This window comes from Litorilinea aerophila, assembly GCF_006569185.2.
Lineage (GTDB): Bacteria > Chloroflexota > Anaerolineae > Caldilineales > Caldilineaceae > Litorilinea > Litorilinea aerophila.
On record NZ_VIGC02000002.1, the window covers coordinates 40,637 to 55,853 of the forward strand.

12 protein-coding genes and 1 riboswitch are annotated in these 15,217 nt (G+C 65.6%); of the genes, 6 read left to right on the forward strand and 6 right to left on the reverse strand.

What is annotated here, in order from left to right; genetic code table 11:
• Positions 1-94 precede the first annotated feature (94 nt).
• The 6 genes from metW to groEL form a co-directional block, all read right to left on the reverse strand.
• On the reverse strand, positions 95-733 hold the full coding sequence (gene metW / locus FKZ61_RS01470) for a methionine biosynthesis protein MetW (protein ID WP_141608296.1): 639 nt from the start codon (positions 731-733) through the stop codon (positions 95-97).
• The gene (metX, locus tag FKZ61_RS01475; RefSeq protein WP_141608297.1) at positions 730-1,965 is read right to left on the reverse strand and encodes a homoserine O-acetyltransferase MetX; all 1,236 of its coding nucleotides are present in this window, start codon (positions 1,963-1,965) and stop codon (positions 730-732) included. Before metX ends, metW begins: the two co-directional genes overlap by 4 nt.
• A 127-nt stretch (positions 1,966-2,092) precedes the next feature.
• Positions 2,093-3,388 (reverse strand): O-acetylhomoserine aminocarboxypropyltransferase/cysteine synthase family protein, encoded by a 1,296-nt coding sequence (locus FKZ61_RS01480; RefSeq protein WP_141608298.1) that lies wholly within the window; start codon positions 3,386-3,388, stop codon positions 2,093-2,095.
• 193 nt (positions 3,389-3,581) lie between these two features.
• A riboswitch (SAM riboswitch) is annotated at positions 3,582-3,706 on the reverse strand.
• A gap of 105 nt (positions 3,707-3,811) precedes the next feature.
• The gene (locus tag FKZ61_RS01485) at positions 3,812-5,026 is read right to left on the reverse strand and encodes a LysM peptidoglycan-binding domain-containing protein (RefSeq protein ID WP_141608299.1); all 1,215 of its coding nucleotides are present in this window, start codon (positions 5,024-5,026) and stop codon (positions 3,812-3,814) included.
• A gap of 90 nt (positions 5,027-5,116) precedes the next feature.
• Positions 5,117-7,057, reverse strand: a complete 1,941-nt coding sequence (locus FKZ61_RS01490) for a beta propeller repeat protein (protein ID WP_229964091.1) — start codon at positions 7,055-7,057, stop codon at positions 5,117-5,119.
• A gap of 17 nt (positions 7,058-7,074) precedes the next feature.
• The gene (gene groEL / locus FKZ61_RS01495) at positions 7,075-8,676 is read right to left on the reverse strand and encodes a chaperonin GroEL (protein WP_141608301.1); all 1,602 of its coding nucleotides are present in this window, start codon (positions 8,674-8,676) and stop codon (positions 7,075-7,077) included.
• 631 nt (positions 8,677-9,307) lie between these two features.
• Between groEL and FKZ61_RS01500 the strand changes: the two genes are divergently transcribed.
• The 6 genes from FKZ61_RS01500 to FKZ61_RS01525 all read left to right on the forward strand — a co-directional run bounded on the left by FKZ61_RS01500 (position 9,308) and on the right by FKZ61_RS01525 (position 15,189).
• Positions 9,308-9,760: a RidA family protein gene (locus FKZ61_RS01500; RefSeq protein WP_141608302.1), complete on the forward strand. Its 453-nt coding sequence runs from the start codon at positions 9,308-9,310 to the stop codon at positions 9,758-9,760.
• 130 nt (positions 9,761-9,890) lie between these two features.
• Positions 9,891-10,748 carry an SMP-30/gluconolactonase/LRE family protein gene (locus FKZ61_RS01505; RefSeq protein WP_141608492.1) on the forward strand — a complete coding sequence of 286 codons (858 nt, stop codon included), beginning with the start codon at positions 9,891-9,893 and terminating at the stop codon, positions 10,746-10,748.
• A gap of 142 nt (positions 10,749-10,890) precedes the next feature.
• Entirely contained in the window at positions 10,891-11,670 is a 780-nt protein-coding gene (locus tag FKZ61_RS01510; protein ID WP_141608303.1) for an SDR family NAD(P)-dependent oxidoreductase, read from the forward strand.
• Between the two features lie 132 nt (positions 11,671-11,802).
• Positions 11,803-13,266, forward strand: a complete 1,464-nt coding sequence (gene ngcE, locus FKZ61_RS01515; RefSeq protein WP_170199061.1) for an N-acetylglucosamine/diacetylchitobiose ABC transporter substrate-binding protein — start codon at positions 11,803-11,805, stop codon at positions 13,264-13,266.
• A 149-nt stretch (positions 13,267-13,415) separates the two neighbouring features.
• A complete protein-coding gene (locus FKZ61_RS01520) occupies positions 13,416-14,291 on the forward strand; it encodes a carbohydrate ABC transporter permease (protein ID WP_141608305.1) in 876 nt (291 codons plus the stop codon).
• A 1-nt stretch (position 14,292) separates the two neighbouring features.
• A complete protein-coding gene (locus FKZ61_RS01525; protein ID WP_141608306.1) occupies positions 14,293-15,189 on the forward strand; it encodes a carbohydrate ABC transporter permease in 897 nt (298 codons plus the stop codon).
• The last annotated feature ends 28 nt before the right edge of the window (positions 15,190-15,217 follow it).

A 15,217-nucleotide genomic window follows, 5' to 3' on the forward strand; every position in this document is an offset into this window, starting at 1 on the left:
GGACCGGTGAGGTGGTGGGTAGTCTGGAGTACGCAGGTCACGCATTCCTGGGTGACAGGGATGCACCCAACAGGGACGGCGCTCCCCGGCACGCCTAATCGTGGGTTCGCTCCAGGATGAAGACCGCCGTGGTGGCCAGCAGGTTCTTGTACTTGCGCACATGGATGCGCCTGCCCCGGGCCAGGTAGGCCTGGGTGGTGATGCGGATGCCGATCTGCCGACAGAAGCGGGCGAAGTCGGTGATGGTGAAGGCCTGCCAGCGGGGCACTTCGTACCATTTTTGGGGCAGGTCCGGCGCCTGGGGCATGCAGCCGGTCAGAAGCAGGTGAAGGCGGCAACGCCAGTAGCCCCAGTTGGGGAAGCTGACGATGGCGTGGGAGCCCACCCGCAGCATCTCCTGCAGGATCATGGATGGATTGTCCAGGAAGGGCAGCGTCTGACTGAGGATGACGTAGTCGAAGCTGGCGTCCGGGTAGTCGGCCAGCCCCTCCTGGAGGTTGCCCTGGCGCACGCTGAGCCCCCGGCGCACACAGGCCAGTACCCCCTCTTCGCTCAACTCGATGCCCCGCCCCCGCACCTCCTTTTGGCGCACCAGGTAGGCGAGCAGCTCCCCGTCGCCACAGCCCAGGTCCAACACCCGGCTACGGGGGGGCACCAGGCTGGCAATGACTTCCAGATCCGGCCGCAGCCGGGTTTCTGCCTCGATGGGCTCTGACACAGTCAACTGGCTCACCGGGTCACTCCCACCGCTGGCTGGCCGGACGGAGCCGCCGGCGCGGCGGCGACAGCGCTGCCTTCATCGGGCGGTGCAACCTGCTCCTCCCGCACCAGCCGATCCAGGAAGCTGTGGATCAGGCGGGTCATGGTCTCCACTTCCAGCAGGAAGGCGTCGTGCCCCCAGGAACTCTGGAGATCCACGTAGGTCACATCGGCGCCCACCGCGGTCAGGGCAGAGACCAGTTGCTTGCTGTGATAGCTGGGGTAGAGCCAGTCGCTGGTAAAGCTGATGACCAGATACTTGAGGTGAGCCGAATTGGCAAAGCTGGCGGCCAGGGACCCGGTGGGCTTGCTCAGGTCGAAATAGTCCATGGCCTTGGTGATGTAGAGATAGCTGTTGGCGTCGAAGCGGCGGGTGAAGTTGTTGCCGTTGTACTTGAGATAGCTCTCCACCTCGAACTCGGTCTGAAACTCGTAGCCGTAGCGCTCCAACCCCTGGAGCCGCCGGCCGAATTTCTTCTGCATGGACTCTTCGCTCAGGTAGGTGATGTGGCCCACCATGCGCGCCACGGCCAGGCCCGCGTCCGGCTTCTTGCCGCTCTCATAGTAGTTGCCGTTGTTCCAGTTGGGGTCGGCGTAGATGGCCTGGCGCCCCACCTCGCTGAAGGCGATCTGCATGGGGCTGTGGTGGGCCGTGGTGGCCAGGGCGATGGCGGCCTTCAGGCGGGTGGGGTGGTGGGCGGCCCATTCCAGGACCTGCATGCCGCCCATGGAGCCCCCGGCCACGCAGAGGAGCTGGTCGATGCCCAGGTGGTCGATCAACCGGACCTGGGCCCGCACCATATCGCCGATGGTCACCACCGGGAAGTTCAGGCCGTAGGGCTTGCCCGTGGCCGGGTTGATGCTGGCCGGACCGGTGGAGCCGTAGCAACTGCCGATGACGTTGCTACAGATCACGAAAAAGCGGTTGGTGTCGAACGCCTTGCCCGGGCCGATGCAGTCATCCCACCAGCCGGGCTTGGGATCATCCGGCGAATGGTAGCCGGCCGCGTGGGCGCTACCGCTAAGCGCGTGGACGATGAGGATGGCATTGGAGCGGTCGGCGTTGAGGCGGCCATACGTCTCATAGGCGATGGTCACCGGGCTGAGGGTGGCGCCACTCTCCAACTGGAAGGGCTCATCCTCAGCGAAGGTAAAGGATTGGGGCGTAACAATGCCCACGGAGTTGGCCAGATCGATCTGATTCATAGGTTTGCCTGTCTATCCCTCAGGGGCGAACGTGACAAGGTGACAACGTGATATCGCAGAAGGGAGCCTGTATGCTCTAATCACCTGGTCACCTTGTCACGTTCCCCTTCCATCCCCTGGGGCCGGGTTACTTCGTCGCGGCCGCCAGGGCCTGATCCAGATCCCAAAGGATGTCCTCGATGTCCTCCAGGCCGATGCTCAGGCGCACGAAGTCGGGCGTCACCCCGGCTGCGGCCAGCTCGTCGGGGGAGAGCTGGCTGTGGGTGGTGCTGGCCGGGTGGATGGCCAGGCTCTTGGCGTCGCCCACGTTGGCCAGGTGACTGAAAAGCTTCAAGTTGTCGATGAACTTGCGGCCTGCCTCCACGCCGCCCTTGATGCCAAAGCCCATGACGGCGCCCGCGCCCTTGGGCAGGTACTTCTTGGCCCGCTCGTGGTCGGGGTGGCTGGGCAGGCCGGGGTACATGACCCATGCCACGCTGGGATGGGCTTCCAGGAACTGGGCGACCCGTTGGGCGTTGGCCACGTGGCGCTCCATGCGCAGGCTCAGGGTCTCGATGCCCAGCAGGGTGGTCCAACTGTTGAAGGGGGCCTGGCAGGCGCCCACGTCCCGCAGGATCTGGACCCGGGCCTTGATGATGAAGGGGGGCAGGCCCATCTGGGCCAGGTCGGCGTAGACCAGGCCGTGGTAGCTGGGGTCAGGGGTGGTGAAGTTGTCGAAACGGCCGCTGCTCCAGTCGAAGTTGCCGCCGTCCACAATGATGCCGCCGATGGTGGTGCCGTGGCCGCCCAGGAACTTGGTGGTGCTGTGGACCACGATGTTGGCGCCCCATTCAAAGGGCCGGCAGAGGTAGGGGGTGGCGAAGGTGTTGTCGATCATCACGGGGATGTTGTGGGCCCGGGCCAGCTCGGCCACTTCCTCGAAGGGGAAGACGCTGATGTCCGGGTTGCCCAGGGTTTCGCCGTAGATGATCTTGGTGTTGGGGCGGATGGCCGCCTCGAAGTTCTTGACATCACTGGGATCGACGAAGGTGACTTCGATGCCCAGCCGGGGGAACGTGTAGTTGAACTGGTTGAAGGTTCCCCCGTACAGCCGGCTGCTGCTGACGATGTGGTCGCCGGCACCGCAGAGGGTCATGATGGCCATGGCCTGGGCTGCGTGGCCGCTGCTGGCCGCCAACGCTCCCACACCCCCTTCCAGATCCGCGACGCGCTGCTCCAGCACGTCCGTGGTGGGGTTCATGATGCGGGTGTAGATGTTGCCGAATTCCTTCAGCGCAAAGAGGTTGGCTGCGTGCTCGGTGTCCTTGAACTGATAGCTGGTGGTCTGGTAGATGGGTACCGCCCGGCTACCGGTGGTCGGGTCGGGCTGCTGGCCGGCGTGGAGCTGGCGGGTGGCGAAGCCAAACTTGCGCTCTGTGGTCATGGCGTTCCTTTTCCTCTCTGTTGGGTCGGTTCTGTTAGATCGGTTGGGTGCAATACGGAAACAATACAAGTAACAAACAAGTACAAAATAGAAAACGCCTCTCATGGGTTCGATGAGAGGCGTTGGCCAGATTCTTTCCTATCACGGAAGTTGGATGGCCCTTGGCCGGGCAAGGAACCATCTTGAATCTAGTCTCTCATCTTCCAGAACTCGTCTGCCGGACTTGGCACCCTGGCGCTGGATGTGGCGACGCTGCCACCAACATGCCGGGTTGCCGAGGTTTCATCGGGCCGGTCCCTCCACCTCTCTGGATAAGAGCTGCTGTCTTCAGTTGTCGACAACGGGCTGATAATATACCAGATGGGGATCCTTGTCAAACCGGGGCAGAATGGGGCCCCCAGGATGGACAGTCTGGGAGGACCCTCAGCGCAGGCGGATCTGCTGGCCCGGCTGGAGGATGCTGGACTCGTTCAGGCCGTTCAGGGCCAGAAGCGCCTGCCAGTCCAGGCCATGGCGCAGGGCGATGCTGATGATGGTGTCGCCGGGCTGGATGGTGTAGAGGTACGGCTGCCCCGGAGCGGTGGAGGCTGGAGCACTCTTGGCCGATGCCGTTGCATTGGCGGATGCTGTTGCATTGGCGGATTCAGGGGCGGACGCCGCGGCCACATCTCCCTGGAGCCGGGCCCGCCGGGACGGGATCCGCAGTTCCTGGCCGATCTGGAGGAGGCTTTCTTCGCCCAGGCCGTTGGCCGCGGCCAGCTCCTGCCAGGTGAGGCCCGAGCGGGCCGCAATGCTAAAGAGGGTATCCCCCGCCCGCACGGTGTATGGCCGGGCGTTCTCCAGGTCCAGGCCAGCCAGCAGCTCTGCCGGCGGCGGGGTCGGCGCGGCGGCCGGCGCCCCCGCCTGCCCCTGGCCGGGGAGCTGGAGCACCTGGCCGATCTGCAGCAGGCTGTGCTCGCTGAGGCCGTTGGCCGCGGCCAGCTGTTGCCAGCTCAGGCCAAAGCGGGCTGCAATGCCCACCAGGGTATCCCCCGCCTGAACCCGATAGCTGGAGGCGCTCCCGGCCGTGGGCAGGGTCGCGGCCGGGGCCGCCACAGCCACAGGTGCGCCGCCACCACTACCATCCGCCGAGAAGACAGTCACGAAGATCATCTGGTTGCCGTCGCTGGCCACCCCCACCCCCATCTCCCGCCACCGGGCCGTCAGGATGTTCACCCGGTGGATGTAGTCGTTCATCCACCAGGACATGGCGGCCTGGGGACTACGGCTGGCCACCCAGTTCTCGCTCACCCAGGGATCATCCGAGTAACCGGTGCGCGCCACCCGGTCGTAAGCGTAGGTGCCGTCGGTGCCCCGGTGGCTGTAATTGCGGTTGCGCAGGATGTCGTCCGCGTGGGCCTGGGCGGCCTGGTTGAGCAGGGGATGAACGGTGAGCGTCGTCAAGCCGGCCTCGGCTCGCGCCTGGTTGATGGCCCGGGCAATCTCCTGGGCCGGCGCCGAAAGCTGGGCCAGGGCATCTCCCTCGGCAGCCACAGGCCGCACAAAACCCAGCATGGCAGCCAGGGCCACGAGCAGGATGAAGGTAGGGAGTGCGGGGCGGAAGCGAGGCAATCTGCGGCGTCTGTTCCGACTGTTCATGGTGGGCCATGGTAGCAGAAACGGCCCAAATTGCCAAGTTCGGTTTTCTTTCGGTCCCAAGTCGGACCATTCCCGGTCGGCCAGGTCCGATCAGCCCAGCCGCCAGAGGCCGCCACCCAGGGTCACGGCCAGCAGGCCGGTGTCCACGGGCAGCAATTCCACCACCGGACAGGCCGGCAGGCCCTGCCCCAGGGGTGCCCAGGTGGTGCCGTCGTCGGTCGAGATGAACACGCCCTGGCTGGTGGCGGCCAGCACCGTCCGAGCCGCCTGGTACGCTGGCGACGGAAGCAACCTGGTGATCTGCAACCCCTCCTGGAGAAAGGCCTGGGAGACGGCCATCTCTCCGCTTTCGGCATCCCTGTAAAGCCGGATGACCCGGTGGCGGGTGGCGAAGAAGCGGCTCTGGTGCGCCGGATCCTGAGGCCAGGCAACGGCCACCGCCGGCACTTCCGTCTCCAGGCCCAGGAGCTCCTGCCACGCCTGGCCGCCTTCCGTTCCCTGCCAGATCTGCACGTCATAGTTGCCCTGCCGGTTGCGGGCCGCGGTGACGGCCAGGCAGCCGCGGGAATGGCCGAAGTCCGGCGCCAGGACCAGGTTGAGGAGACCCTGGCCCGTCCACGGCACTGCCAGCGCCTGCCAGGTCTGGCCACCGTCGGTGGAACGGTGAAGCCTACCGCCCTGATCCCCCACCAACAGCTCCAGGTTGGGCGCGATCAGGGGCAGATGAATCTGGGCGGGATCGACGGGCACGGGCAGGCGCTGCCATGGGACGGCGCCGGGCTGACCCGCCGCCTGGCCCAGGTAGAGCCCCTCCGCAGTGGCTACCAGCAGGATGGCCTCATCTCCCTCGACGGCCACCGCCATGCCCTGGACCGCCGCTCCCTCTTCGCCCGCCGGCAGAGAACGCCAGGTGCGGCCGCCGTCCACCGAGAAGGCCAGTTCGCCGTCCAGATCGTGGGCCCACAGGCTGCCGCCGGGGCCGAGCCGGACCAACGGCGGGGCGTGGGCCTCCAGGCCGGTCCCGGCCGCGTCCCAGCGTTTGCCCCCATCCCGGGAGCGGAAAATCCCCTCCTGGTAGGCGCCGGCCAGCAGGACCGGCTCCCCTTGGGCCGCGGCCAGGCTGAGGGCGATGAACGCTCCTCCGTCGGCAGGCTCCCAGTGCTGGCCGCCATCTTCGGAGAAGCTACCTTCAGAGAAGAAAACGCCCCCATCGGTGCCGGCCACCAGGCGGAGCGTCGCCCCCTCGGAGCCACCCTCCACCGCGGCCAGGCAGTTGACGCTGTGATGGGCCAGGGCTTGGCCGGCCGCCTCCCAGTGGGCGCCGCCATCCCGGGAGACGTACAGGCCGTGGCCTTCGGTGCCCACCCAGAGCACCGGCGCAGCGTCTTGGGCCGGCTGGGTGACCAGCAGGCACTGGATGGCGGTATCGGGGAGGCCGAAGCCGGCATCCCGCCAGGCGCGACCGGCGTTGCGGGAGCGATAGAAGCCGCCCTGGGCGGTACCGGCCCACACCACCTGGCTCTCCGGGAAGTCGGGAGCGCAGGCCAGGCAGAGCACGTCCAGATCCAGCAGGCCAAAGGTGCAGCTCTCCCAGCTGGCGCCGCCGTCCAGGGTGCGGAAGACACCGGCCGGCGTGGCGGCGAAGAGCGTGCCATCCTCTGGGAAGTGGGGGGAACAGGCCAGCGCGGTGACCACCCCCAGCCCGGCCCAGGCCGACACCTCCCGCCAGGTAGCGCCGCCATCTTCGGAGCGGTAGAGGCGTCCCTGCTCCGAGGCGACGAAGGCCATCCGCCCGCCGCCCAAAGGGGCAAAGGCCACAGCCGTCATATGCGCATCCAGGATGCCATCCATGGCTCGGTGCCAGCTGTCCCCGCCATCCTCGGTGCGGAAGAGGCCGGCCGGCGTGGCAGCCAGGGCCAGGCCGTCGGTGGGAAAGGCAGGGGAGAGGGCCAGGGCGGTGACGGTGCCGCCGGCCCAGCCGCCCTGCCGCTGCCAGGCCTGTTCCTTCAACAGGGAGAAATTGGGTGTCATGATGTCGTGATGTCCCCTCATGGCCGGAAATCCACCTCTTCATCCCGATTTTCTCGGGGGCGATGGACCAGCACCTCGGTGGTCACGTGCATGATCGCACCGCTCACCGCCGTCTGCAGGGCCATCTGCACCACCTGGAGCGGGTCGAGGATGGCCGCTGCAACCATGTCGGTGAACTGCCCCCGGATCACGTCGAAGCCGCACCCACCCCGGGCCTCCAGCAGCCGGGCCAGGATGGGCTCCGGCTCATAGCCGGAATTGCGCAGCAGCGCGCGGGCCGGCGCGGTCAGCGCGTCGGCCAGGATCTGGACGCCGGCCTGTTCCTCATCCGGCAGTTGCACCCGCTCCAGCGCGGGGCGGCAGGCCAGCAGGGCCGCACCGCCTCCGGGGACCACCCCGCCTTGCAGGCCCAGGCGCACCACGCGCACGGCCTCTTCCGCCCGATCTTTCAGGTATTCCTGTTCGGTCTCGGTGGCGCCGCCCACCTCCAACAGGGCTACGCCCCCCAGGAGCTTACCCGCCCGTTCCACCAGCCGATCCCGTTCCCGACCGTAGGGCGCCTTGGGGATCTGGCTGCGCAGCTGCTGGCTCCGCTGGCGAATGGCCGCCGGCCGGCCCTGCCCCCCGATGAGGGTAAAGCCGGAGCGGATGGCCTGCACCTCCCGGGCTTGGCCCAGGTCCGCCAGGGTGGCCTCCTCGATGGCATCCCCCGTCTCCGCCAGAAAGACCCGGCCACCGGTTAACACGGCCAGATCCTGGAGAATTTCGGTCTTTTCCGAGCCCAGCCCCGGCGTCTTGATGGCCAGGGTGGGGAGGGCGCCCCGGGTCTTGTTGGTCACCAGGAGGTTGAGGGCATCGCCGGCGACGCCATTGGCGATGACCACCAGACCCCGTTCCCCGGCCTGGCGCACCTGCTCCAGAATGGGCAGCAGCTCCGAAGCCTTTTGCAGATGGCGATTGGTGAGGAGGATGTAGGGATGCTTCAGCACCGCCTTGCCCGCCTCGGTGGTGAAGTACGAGGAGATCCAGCCCTGGTTCCAGAAGGTGCCGTTGATGTAGCGCCGGTCGTGGTCCCGCCGGTAGTGGCTGCGCACCTGGACCGCGCCATAGGGGCCGACCACGTCGAAGATCTCTTCGATGAAGCCGCCCAGGGTCTCATCGCCGGTGATGCCGGTGGCCAGGGCTGCGATCTGCTCTGGCCGCTCCAGGGGGGTGGCCATGCGCGCCAGCTCCTCCAGCACCACCCGCAGGCCCCGCTCCAGGCCCCGGCGCAGGCGCATGACGTTGTAGCCGGCGGCGACGTGGCGGTCGGTCTCGTTGATGATGTGGCGGGCCAGGATGACCGCGGTGGTGGTGCCGTCGCCCACCGCCTCTTCCATACGCCAGGCCAGATGGCGGGCCAGGAAGGCACCCATGGTTTCAAAGCGGTCGGCAAATCCCAGAAAACGGCGGGCGATGGTGGCGCCGTCGTTCAGGAGCTCCGGCGGGCGGCGGGGATTGTCCCGGGCCACGGCGATGAGGCGTCCCCGGGGGCCCAGGGCAACCTCCATGGCGTCGGCCAGCCGGTTGAAACCGGCGCGCAGGGCAGGGCGGGCGTCAGGCTGAAAGACCAGGCGCATGTCGATCCTTTCGCGGCTGGGGGAGGGAACAGGCGGTGAACTGCAGGCTGCCGGGCCGGCAGGTACTCCTCATTATACCGGGTACGCGGAAATCGACCAACCGGCGTCCTGGGCCGGCATCTGAGGATGCCGAAGATGGGCACGGACGGGCAGGTCCGGTCTTCCTGGCCGGACATCCGCACCAAGCGTGATGGGCACCCATGTCAGACACCCCTGCAAAAGGGGATTTTGAACGCAAAGGCACAAAGGCGCAAAGAAACGCAGGAGAGAACCACCCGAATCAGCGTTCATCGGCGTGGGTCAGCGTCCTCATTTGACCTTTGACCTTTTTGCAGTAGAGCTTTGCAGTAGAGCCATGTCACGCAGGGGTGCGTGACCTACGGAGCGTGCGGATTTTTACAAGGAAGTCATCACAACCGCGAAAGAAAACGCCGCCAAATCAATCATCAGCGAGCAAAAACGGCCAATCCATCCGGCGCGCAATTTACACAAGCGGGCCATTCCTACTATAATGGCGGCAAGGACCGGCCTCTACGATCCACGTCATACTGGCGAACCCTATCTCGGTGAGCCATCTGGAAACAAATTATCTACCATCAACCACAACGACCCCTGGAAAGGAATCGTCATCATGTCATACGAAGCCAAACTCAAGGAGATGGGCTACACCCTGGAACCCATTGAGCTCGACGCGGGCCGGCTGATGCACGCGGTGCGCACGGGCAATCTGGTCTACACCTCCGGGCAAGTCTCCCGTTGGGGCGGCAAGGAAGTGATCGGCAAGGTCGGCCAGGATCTGACGGTGGAGGAGGCGTACGAAGGCGCCAAATACTCGGCCCTCTGCTGCCTGCAGGCGGTCAAGACCCTGGTGGGCAGCCTGGACAACGTGGTGCGGGTGGTCAAGGTCCTGGGCATGGTCAACGTGGCGCCGGGCTTCAACAACACGCCCGCGGTGATCCACGGCGCCAGCGATCTCTTCATCCAGGTCTTCGGCGAGGCCGGTCGCCACGCCCGCAGCGCGGTGGGCATGCAGATCCCGTCCGACTACGCGGTGGAGGTGGAAGCCATCTTCGAGGTCAAGTAACCCTCCCCCACCGTCAGGCGGCGTATCCCTTTCCCCCTGCTGTCCTGTCCGTCTCCAGCCAGTCCCCCGGCCCTTTCAGCCTTTTTCTGTCAGGAGGCCAGCCGTGAGCGAAGAACTTTACGTCAGCCGCATGTTCACGCCTGTGAACAGCTTCACCGAAGGTGTGGAAGGTCCTGCCTGTGACCGGGAAGGCAACCTCTACGCGGTCAACTACGCGCGCCAGCACACCATCGGCAAGGTGACCCCAGAGGGGGAATGCAGCATCTTTCTGGAGTTGCCCGACGGCAGCATCGGCAACGGGATCCGCTTCAATCGGGCCGGCGACATGTTCATCGCCGACTACACCAATCACAACGTCCTGCGGGTGGACATGCAGGCCTGCGCCCGGGCCCGATCCCTGGCCGAGCGCAACGCGGCCATCCACGTCCACGCCCACGAGCCCACCATGAACCAGCCCAACGACCTGGCCATCATGGCCAACGACATCCTCTTTGCCAGTGACCCCAACTGGGCGGAGTCGTGGGGCCAGATCTGGCGGGTGGATGTGGACGGCCGGGTGACCCTGCTGGAGACGGGCATGGGCACCACCAACGGCATCGAAGTGAGCCCGGATGAACGCACCCTCTACGTCAACGAAACGGTGCAGCGCAACATCTGGGCCTACGACCTCAGCCCCACGGGCGAGATCAGCAACAAACGTTTGCTCATCCAGTTTCCAGACTACGCCATGGACGGCATGCGCTGCGATGTGGCCGGCAACCTCTACGTGACCCGCTGGGGCAAGGGGACCGTGGCCAAGGTCTCGCCCCAGGGCGAAGTCCTGCTGGAGATTCAACTGGCGGGGGCCAAGTGCACCAACATCGCCTTCGGCGGCCCGGACGGCCGCACCTGCTATGTCACCGTGGCCGACCGGGGCAACGTGGAGACCTTCCGGGTGGAGCACCCAGGCCGAAGCTGGCAGCTCTGGCAGACGAGCCAGGGGCGGTGAGAGGTCCTTGCAGTGAAGTCAACGATTGGTACCATGGGCGCGGCGGGTGGGCTTCTGGCCCGCCGAAGGTGGCCAGCGCGACGGGGGATCAAAGAACTGAGCTTAGAACTGAACGAGAAGAGAGAACTGAGCGAGAACAGCCGTGACATCCCTATCGGGTAAAGTTGCAATTATCACCGGGGGCGCCCAGGGCATCGGTCGGGCTACGGCCATGCGCCTGGCGGCAGAGGGCGTGAAAGTGGTGGTGGCCGACATCGCCGACGAGCCCGGCCAGGAGACGGCAGCCGCAATCCAGGCTGCCGGGGGCGAAGCGCTCTTTTCCCACACCGACGTCGGCCAGCACAGCCAGATCCGCCAGGTGGTGGAAGAAACAGCCGCCCGCTGGGGGCGCCTGGACATCGTGGTCAACAACGCCTACTGGTCCATCCATGCCAGCGTGGAAGAGCTAGAGGAGGAAGCGTGGGACCGGGGCATGAACGTCATGCTCAAGTCCGCCTACCTCTTCGGCAAATATGCCTTTCCCATCATGGCAGCCCAGGGCGGCGGTTCCATGGTCAACATCGCCTCCGTCCACGGCTTGGCGGCCCACCCCCGCTACGCGGTGTACGCCGCGGCCAAGGCCGGCCTGATCAACCTGACCCGGCAGATGGCCATCGACGCCGGCCCCCGGGGGATCCGGGTCAACGCCATCTGCCCCGGCGCCATCGCCGTGCGGCCGGAGATGGTACCCGCATCGGCCGAAAGCCTGGACCAGATCCGCCGGCTCTATCCCCTGGGACGGGTGGGCCAGCCGGAAGAGATCGCCAGCGTGGTGCGCTTCCTGGTCTCCGACGAAGCCAGCTTCATCACCGGGCATGCCCTGGTGGCGGACGGCGGCCTGACGGCCCAGCTCCAGGATGCCGTCTTTGTAGAACGTTCGTAGCGACACGTTCGTCATCGACAGTCCAGACCAAGCGTCCATGGTTTCGTAGGTCCGGTTTCCATACCGGACCAGCAGTCACCCGGTATCATCGACAGTCCAGACCAAGTCAGAAAGTCAGAAGGGAGAAGTACAGTGAAATCCACAAAACCACTCTCACGCCGGACCTTCCTCAAGGGCAGCGCCCTGTTGAGCGCCGGCATGGCCCTGGCGGCCTGTGGGCCGAGCGCCGCGCCCCAGGCCCCAGCAGCGGAAGGCGGTGCCCAGGCGCCCGCCCCCGCCCCTGCGACCACACCCGACCTGCCCTTCGAGGTCGCGCCCGAGGCCATCAACCCCCTGGGACTGGAGCCGGGCAAGCCGGTGGAGGGCGTCTTCTTTGAGGGCGGCTACGGCCGGGCCTACATCGATCACGCCGCCGACATCTTCCGGGCGCTCCACCCGGAAAACGAGATGTCCGTGGCGGGCATCCAGCGGGTGGGCGAACAGCTCCGCCCCCGCTTCATCGCCGGCAACCCGCCGGACGTCATCGACAACAGCGGCGCCGGCAACCTGGACACCGCAGCCCTGGTGGCCGAGGGACAACTGGCGGATCTGGCGCCCCTCATGAACGCACCGGCCCTGGATACGCCAGGCAAGACCTTTGCCGAGACCCTCTTCCCCGGCTCCCAGGCGGACGGCGTCTACGACGGCAAGCAGCTGGTCCTCAACATCGCCTACACCGTCTACGGCATCTGGAACAGCAGCACCCTGCTGGAGGAGAAGGGCTGGGAGTACCCCACCACCTGGTCGGGCATGCTGGACCTCTGCGAGACCATCAAGAGTGCGGGCATGAACCCCTGGACCTACCAGGGCAAGTACCCCAGCTACATGGTCTTCGGCGTGCTGGTGCCCCTCATCTACAAGATCGGCGGCCTCCAGGCCATCATCGACATCGACAACCTGGAGGACGGCGCCTGGGAGAAGGACGAGGTGGTACAGGCGGTGACCCTCATGGCCGAGCTGGCCCGCAACGACTACATCATGCCCGGCACCGAGGGCCTGACCCACACCGAAGCCCAGGCCGAGTGGCTCAAGGGCAACGCGGTCTTCCTGCCCTGCGGCACCTGGTTGGAAAACGAAATGCGGGATCTGACGCCCGAGGGCTTCAACATGGTGGTGCACCCCGTGCCCACAGTGGAAGGGGGCAAGGGCTCCTTCGAGGCCATCTACGCCAGCTCCGGCGAGAGCTACTTCGTGCCGTCCCAGGCCAAGAACGTGGTCGGCGGCATGGAGTTCCTGCGCTGCCTGCTCTCCAAGGAGAGCGCCAAGTTCTTCGCCCAGAACGTCAGCTCCATCATGCCGGTCATCGGCGGCACCGAGGGCATCGAGGTCAGCTCCGGCATGCGCTCGGCCCTGGATGCCGTGGAGGCGGCCGGGGACGAGATCTTCAACTACCGCTTCGGCACCTGGTACCGGGACCTGAGCAACGAAGTGCGGGATCGCACCGGCGACCTGCTGACCAACCGCATCACCCCTGAGGAGTTCATCGAGTCGGTCCAGAAGAAGGCCGACGAAGTGAAGGCGGACCCGGACATCAAGAAGTATACCCGGACGTCCTGAGGCCAGTCGCCGGGTAACCGACAGTAACCTTCGGTGACGGATTGGGTAGCGGCCTGCGCCTCCCGCGTTGAGTCGGCAGGCGCAGGCCGCCTCTTGTCCGGGCCTGGCCATGGCCGGGTCCAAGGCAAACCGTACCAGGAGTGGACGGCATGTATCGCAACAAATATCGCTTGATCATTCCCTTTCTCTTTCCCTCAGTGCTGCTCTACGTGGTCTTCGTCATGTACCCGTACCTGCGGGCCATGTACATCAGCTTCACCCGCTGGCGTGGGTTGACCCCCAACCCCGAGTTTGTGGGCCTGGAGAACTTCGCGCGCATGCTCCAGGATGAGCTGTTTTGGAACGCCCTGCAGCACAACGTCATCTACCTGTTGACCCTGCCCATTGTGACCATCAGCCTGGGGCTGTTTCTGGCCTTCCTGCTCACCCAGGGGGTGCGCTTCGCCAAGTTTTACCGGGTTACCTTTTTCTTCCCCCAGGTGATGTCGGTAGTGGCCATCGGCGTGCTCTGGAGCTTCGTCTACCACCCCACCATGGGCATCCTCAACTCGCTGCTGATGCTGGTGGGCGTGCAGGAGCCGCCGGTGTGGCTGGGCAACCCGGACACGGCCCTGGGGGCAGTAGGTGCGGTGGTGGTCTGGCAGTCGGTGGGCTTCTACATGGTGCTCTTCATCGCCGGCATGGAGTCGATCCCCAACACCTTCTACGAGGCCGCGGTCATCGACGGCGCCACCCGCTGGCACCTCTTCTGGCACATCACCCTGCCCCTGCTCTGGGACACGGTGCGCACCGCGCTGGTCTTCCTGGCCATCGGCGCGGTGGACATGTTCGCCATCGTGCAGACCATGACCGAGGGCGGCCCCAGCCGGGCCACGGATGTGCTGGCCACCTACCTGTATGAGACGGCCTTCCTGGGCAGCAAGTTCGGCTATGCCACCGCCATCGCGGTCTCCATGTTTTTGATGGTCCTGACCCTCTCGGTGGTGTTGATGCGCGTGACCGCGCGGGAATCTTTGGAGTACTGACATGACCACAGAGACACTACCTCAACCGGCACCGGCAGCCGCCCCGCGCCACCAGGCGAGCACCAGCCTGGGCGGCTGGCTGACCCGGGCGCTGATCAACCTCTTCCTGGGCCTGTGGGCGCTGGTCGTGATCTTTCCCATGGTGTGGCTGGTCTACACATCGTTCAAAACCGACCAGGAGATCTTCTTCAACCCCTGGTCCCTGCCCACCAGCCTCCAGTGGGATAACTTTGTGCGGGCATGGGTGAGCGCCCACATCGGGGACTATTTCCTGAACAGCCTCATCGTGGTGCTGCCGTCCCTGGTGTTGATCCTGTTGTTGGGCTCCATGGCCGCCTATGTGCTGGCCCGCTTCCCATTCCCGGGAAACCGGGTCATCTTCTACCTCTTTTTGAGCGGCATGCTCTTTCCGGTCTTCCTGGCTTTGGTGCCCCTCTTTTTCCTGGTGAAAAATCTGGGCATGCTGAACTCGTACGTAGGGCTGATCCTGGTCTACGTGGCCTATTCGCTGCCCTTCAGCGTCTTTTTCCTGACCGGCTTCTTCAAGACGTTGCCTTCGGAACTGCACGAGGCCGGGATCATCGACGGCGCCAACCAGTACCAGGTCTTCTTCTTGATCATGCTCCCCCTGGCCCAGCCAGGTCTGGTGAGCATCGGCATCTTCAACTTCCTGGGCATGTGGAACCAGTACATCCTGCCCCTGGTGCTCATGTCCGACCCGGCCCGCTATCTGCTGACCCAGGGCCTGGCCTACATGCTCCACCAGCAGTATTACATGAACGACTGGAGCGGCCTCTTCGCGGCGGTGACCATGGTGATGGTGCCGACGCTCATCACCTACGTGATATTCCAGGGACAGATTCAGAAGGGGATCACGGTGGGCGCGCTGAAGGGGTAGGACGAAGCTGTCACTCCTGAGCCATTTA

Coding starts and splice junctions, on each gene's coding strand:
- FKZ61_RS01520 (WP_141608305.1), top strand. CDS start 13,416: ATGTATCGCAACAAATATCGCTTGATCATTCCCTTTCTCTTTCCCTCA.
- metX (WP_141608297.1), bottom strand. CDS start 1,965: ATGAATCAGATCGATCTGGCCAACTCCGTGGGCATTGTTACGCCCCAA.
- FKZ61_RS01525 (WP_141608306.1), top strand. CDS start 14,293: ATGACCACAGAGACACTACCTCAACCGGCACCGGCAGCCGCCCCGCGC.
- FKZ61_RS01490 (WP_229964091.1), bottom strand. CDS start 7,057: ATGACACCCAATTTCTCCCTGTTGAAGGAACAGGCCTGGCAGCGGCAG.
- FKZ61_RS01505 (WP_141608492.1), top strand. CDS start 9,891: ATGTTCACGCCTGTGAACAGCTTCACCGAAGGTGTGGAAGGTCCTGCC.
- FKZ61_RS01485 (WP_141608299.1), bottom strand. CDS start 5,026: ATGAACAGTCGGAACAGACGCCGCAGATTGCCTCGCTTCCGCCCCGCA.
- FKZ61_RS01480 (WP_141608298.1), bottom strand. CDS start 3,388: ATGACCACAGAGCGCAAGTTTGGCTTCGCCACCCGCCAGCTCCACGCC.
- groEL (WP_141608301.1), bottom strand. CDS start 8,676: ATGCGCCTGGTCTTTCAGCCTGACGCCCGCCCTGCCCTGCGCGCCGGT.
- FKZ61_RS01500 (WP_141608302.1), top strand. CDS start 9,308: ATGTCATACGAAGCCAAACTCAAGGAGATGGGCTACACCCTGGAACCC.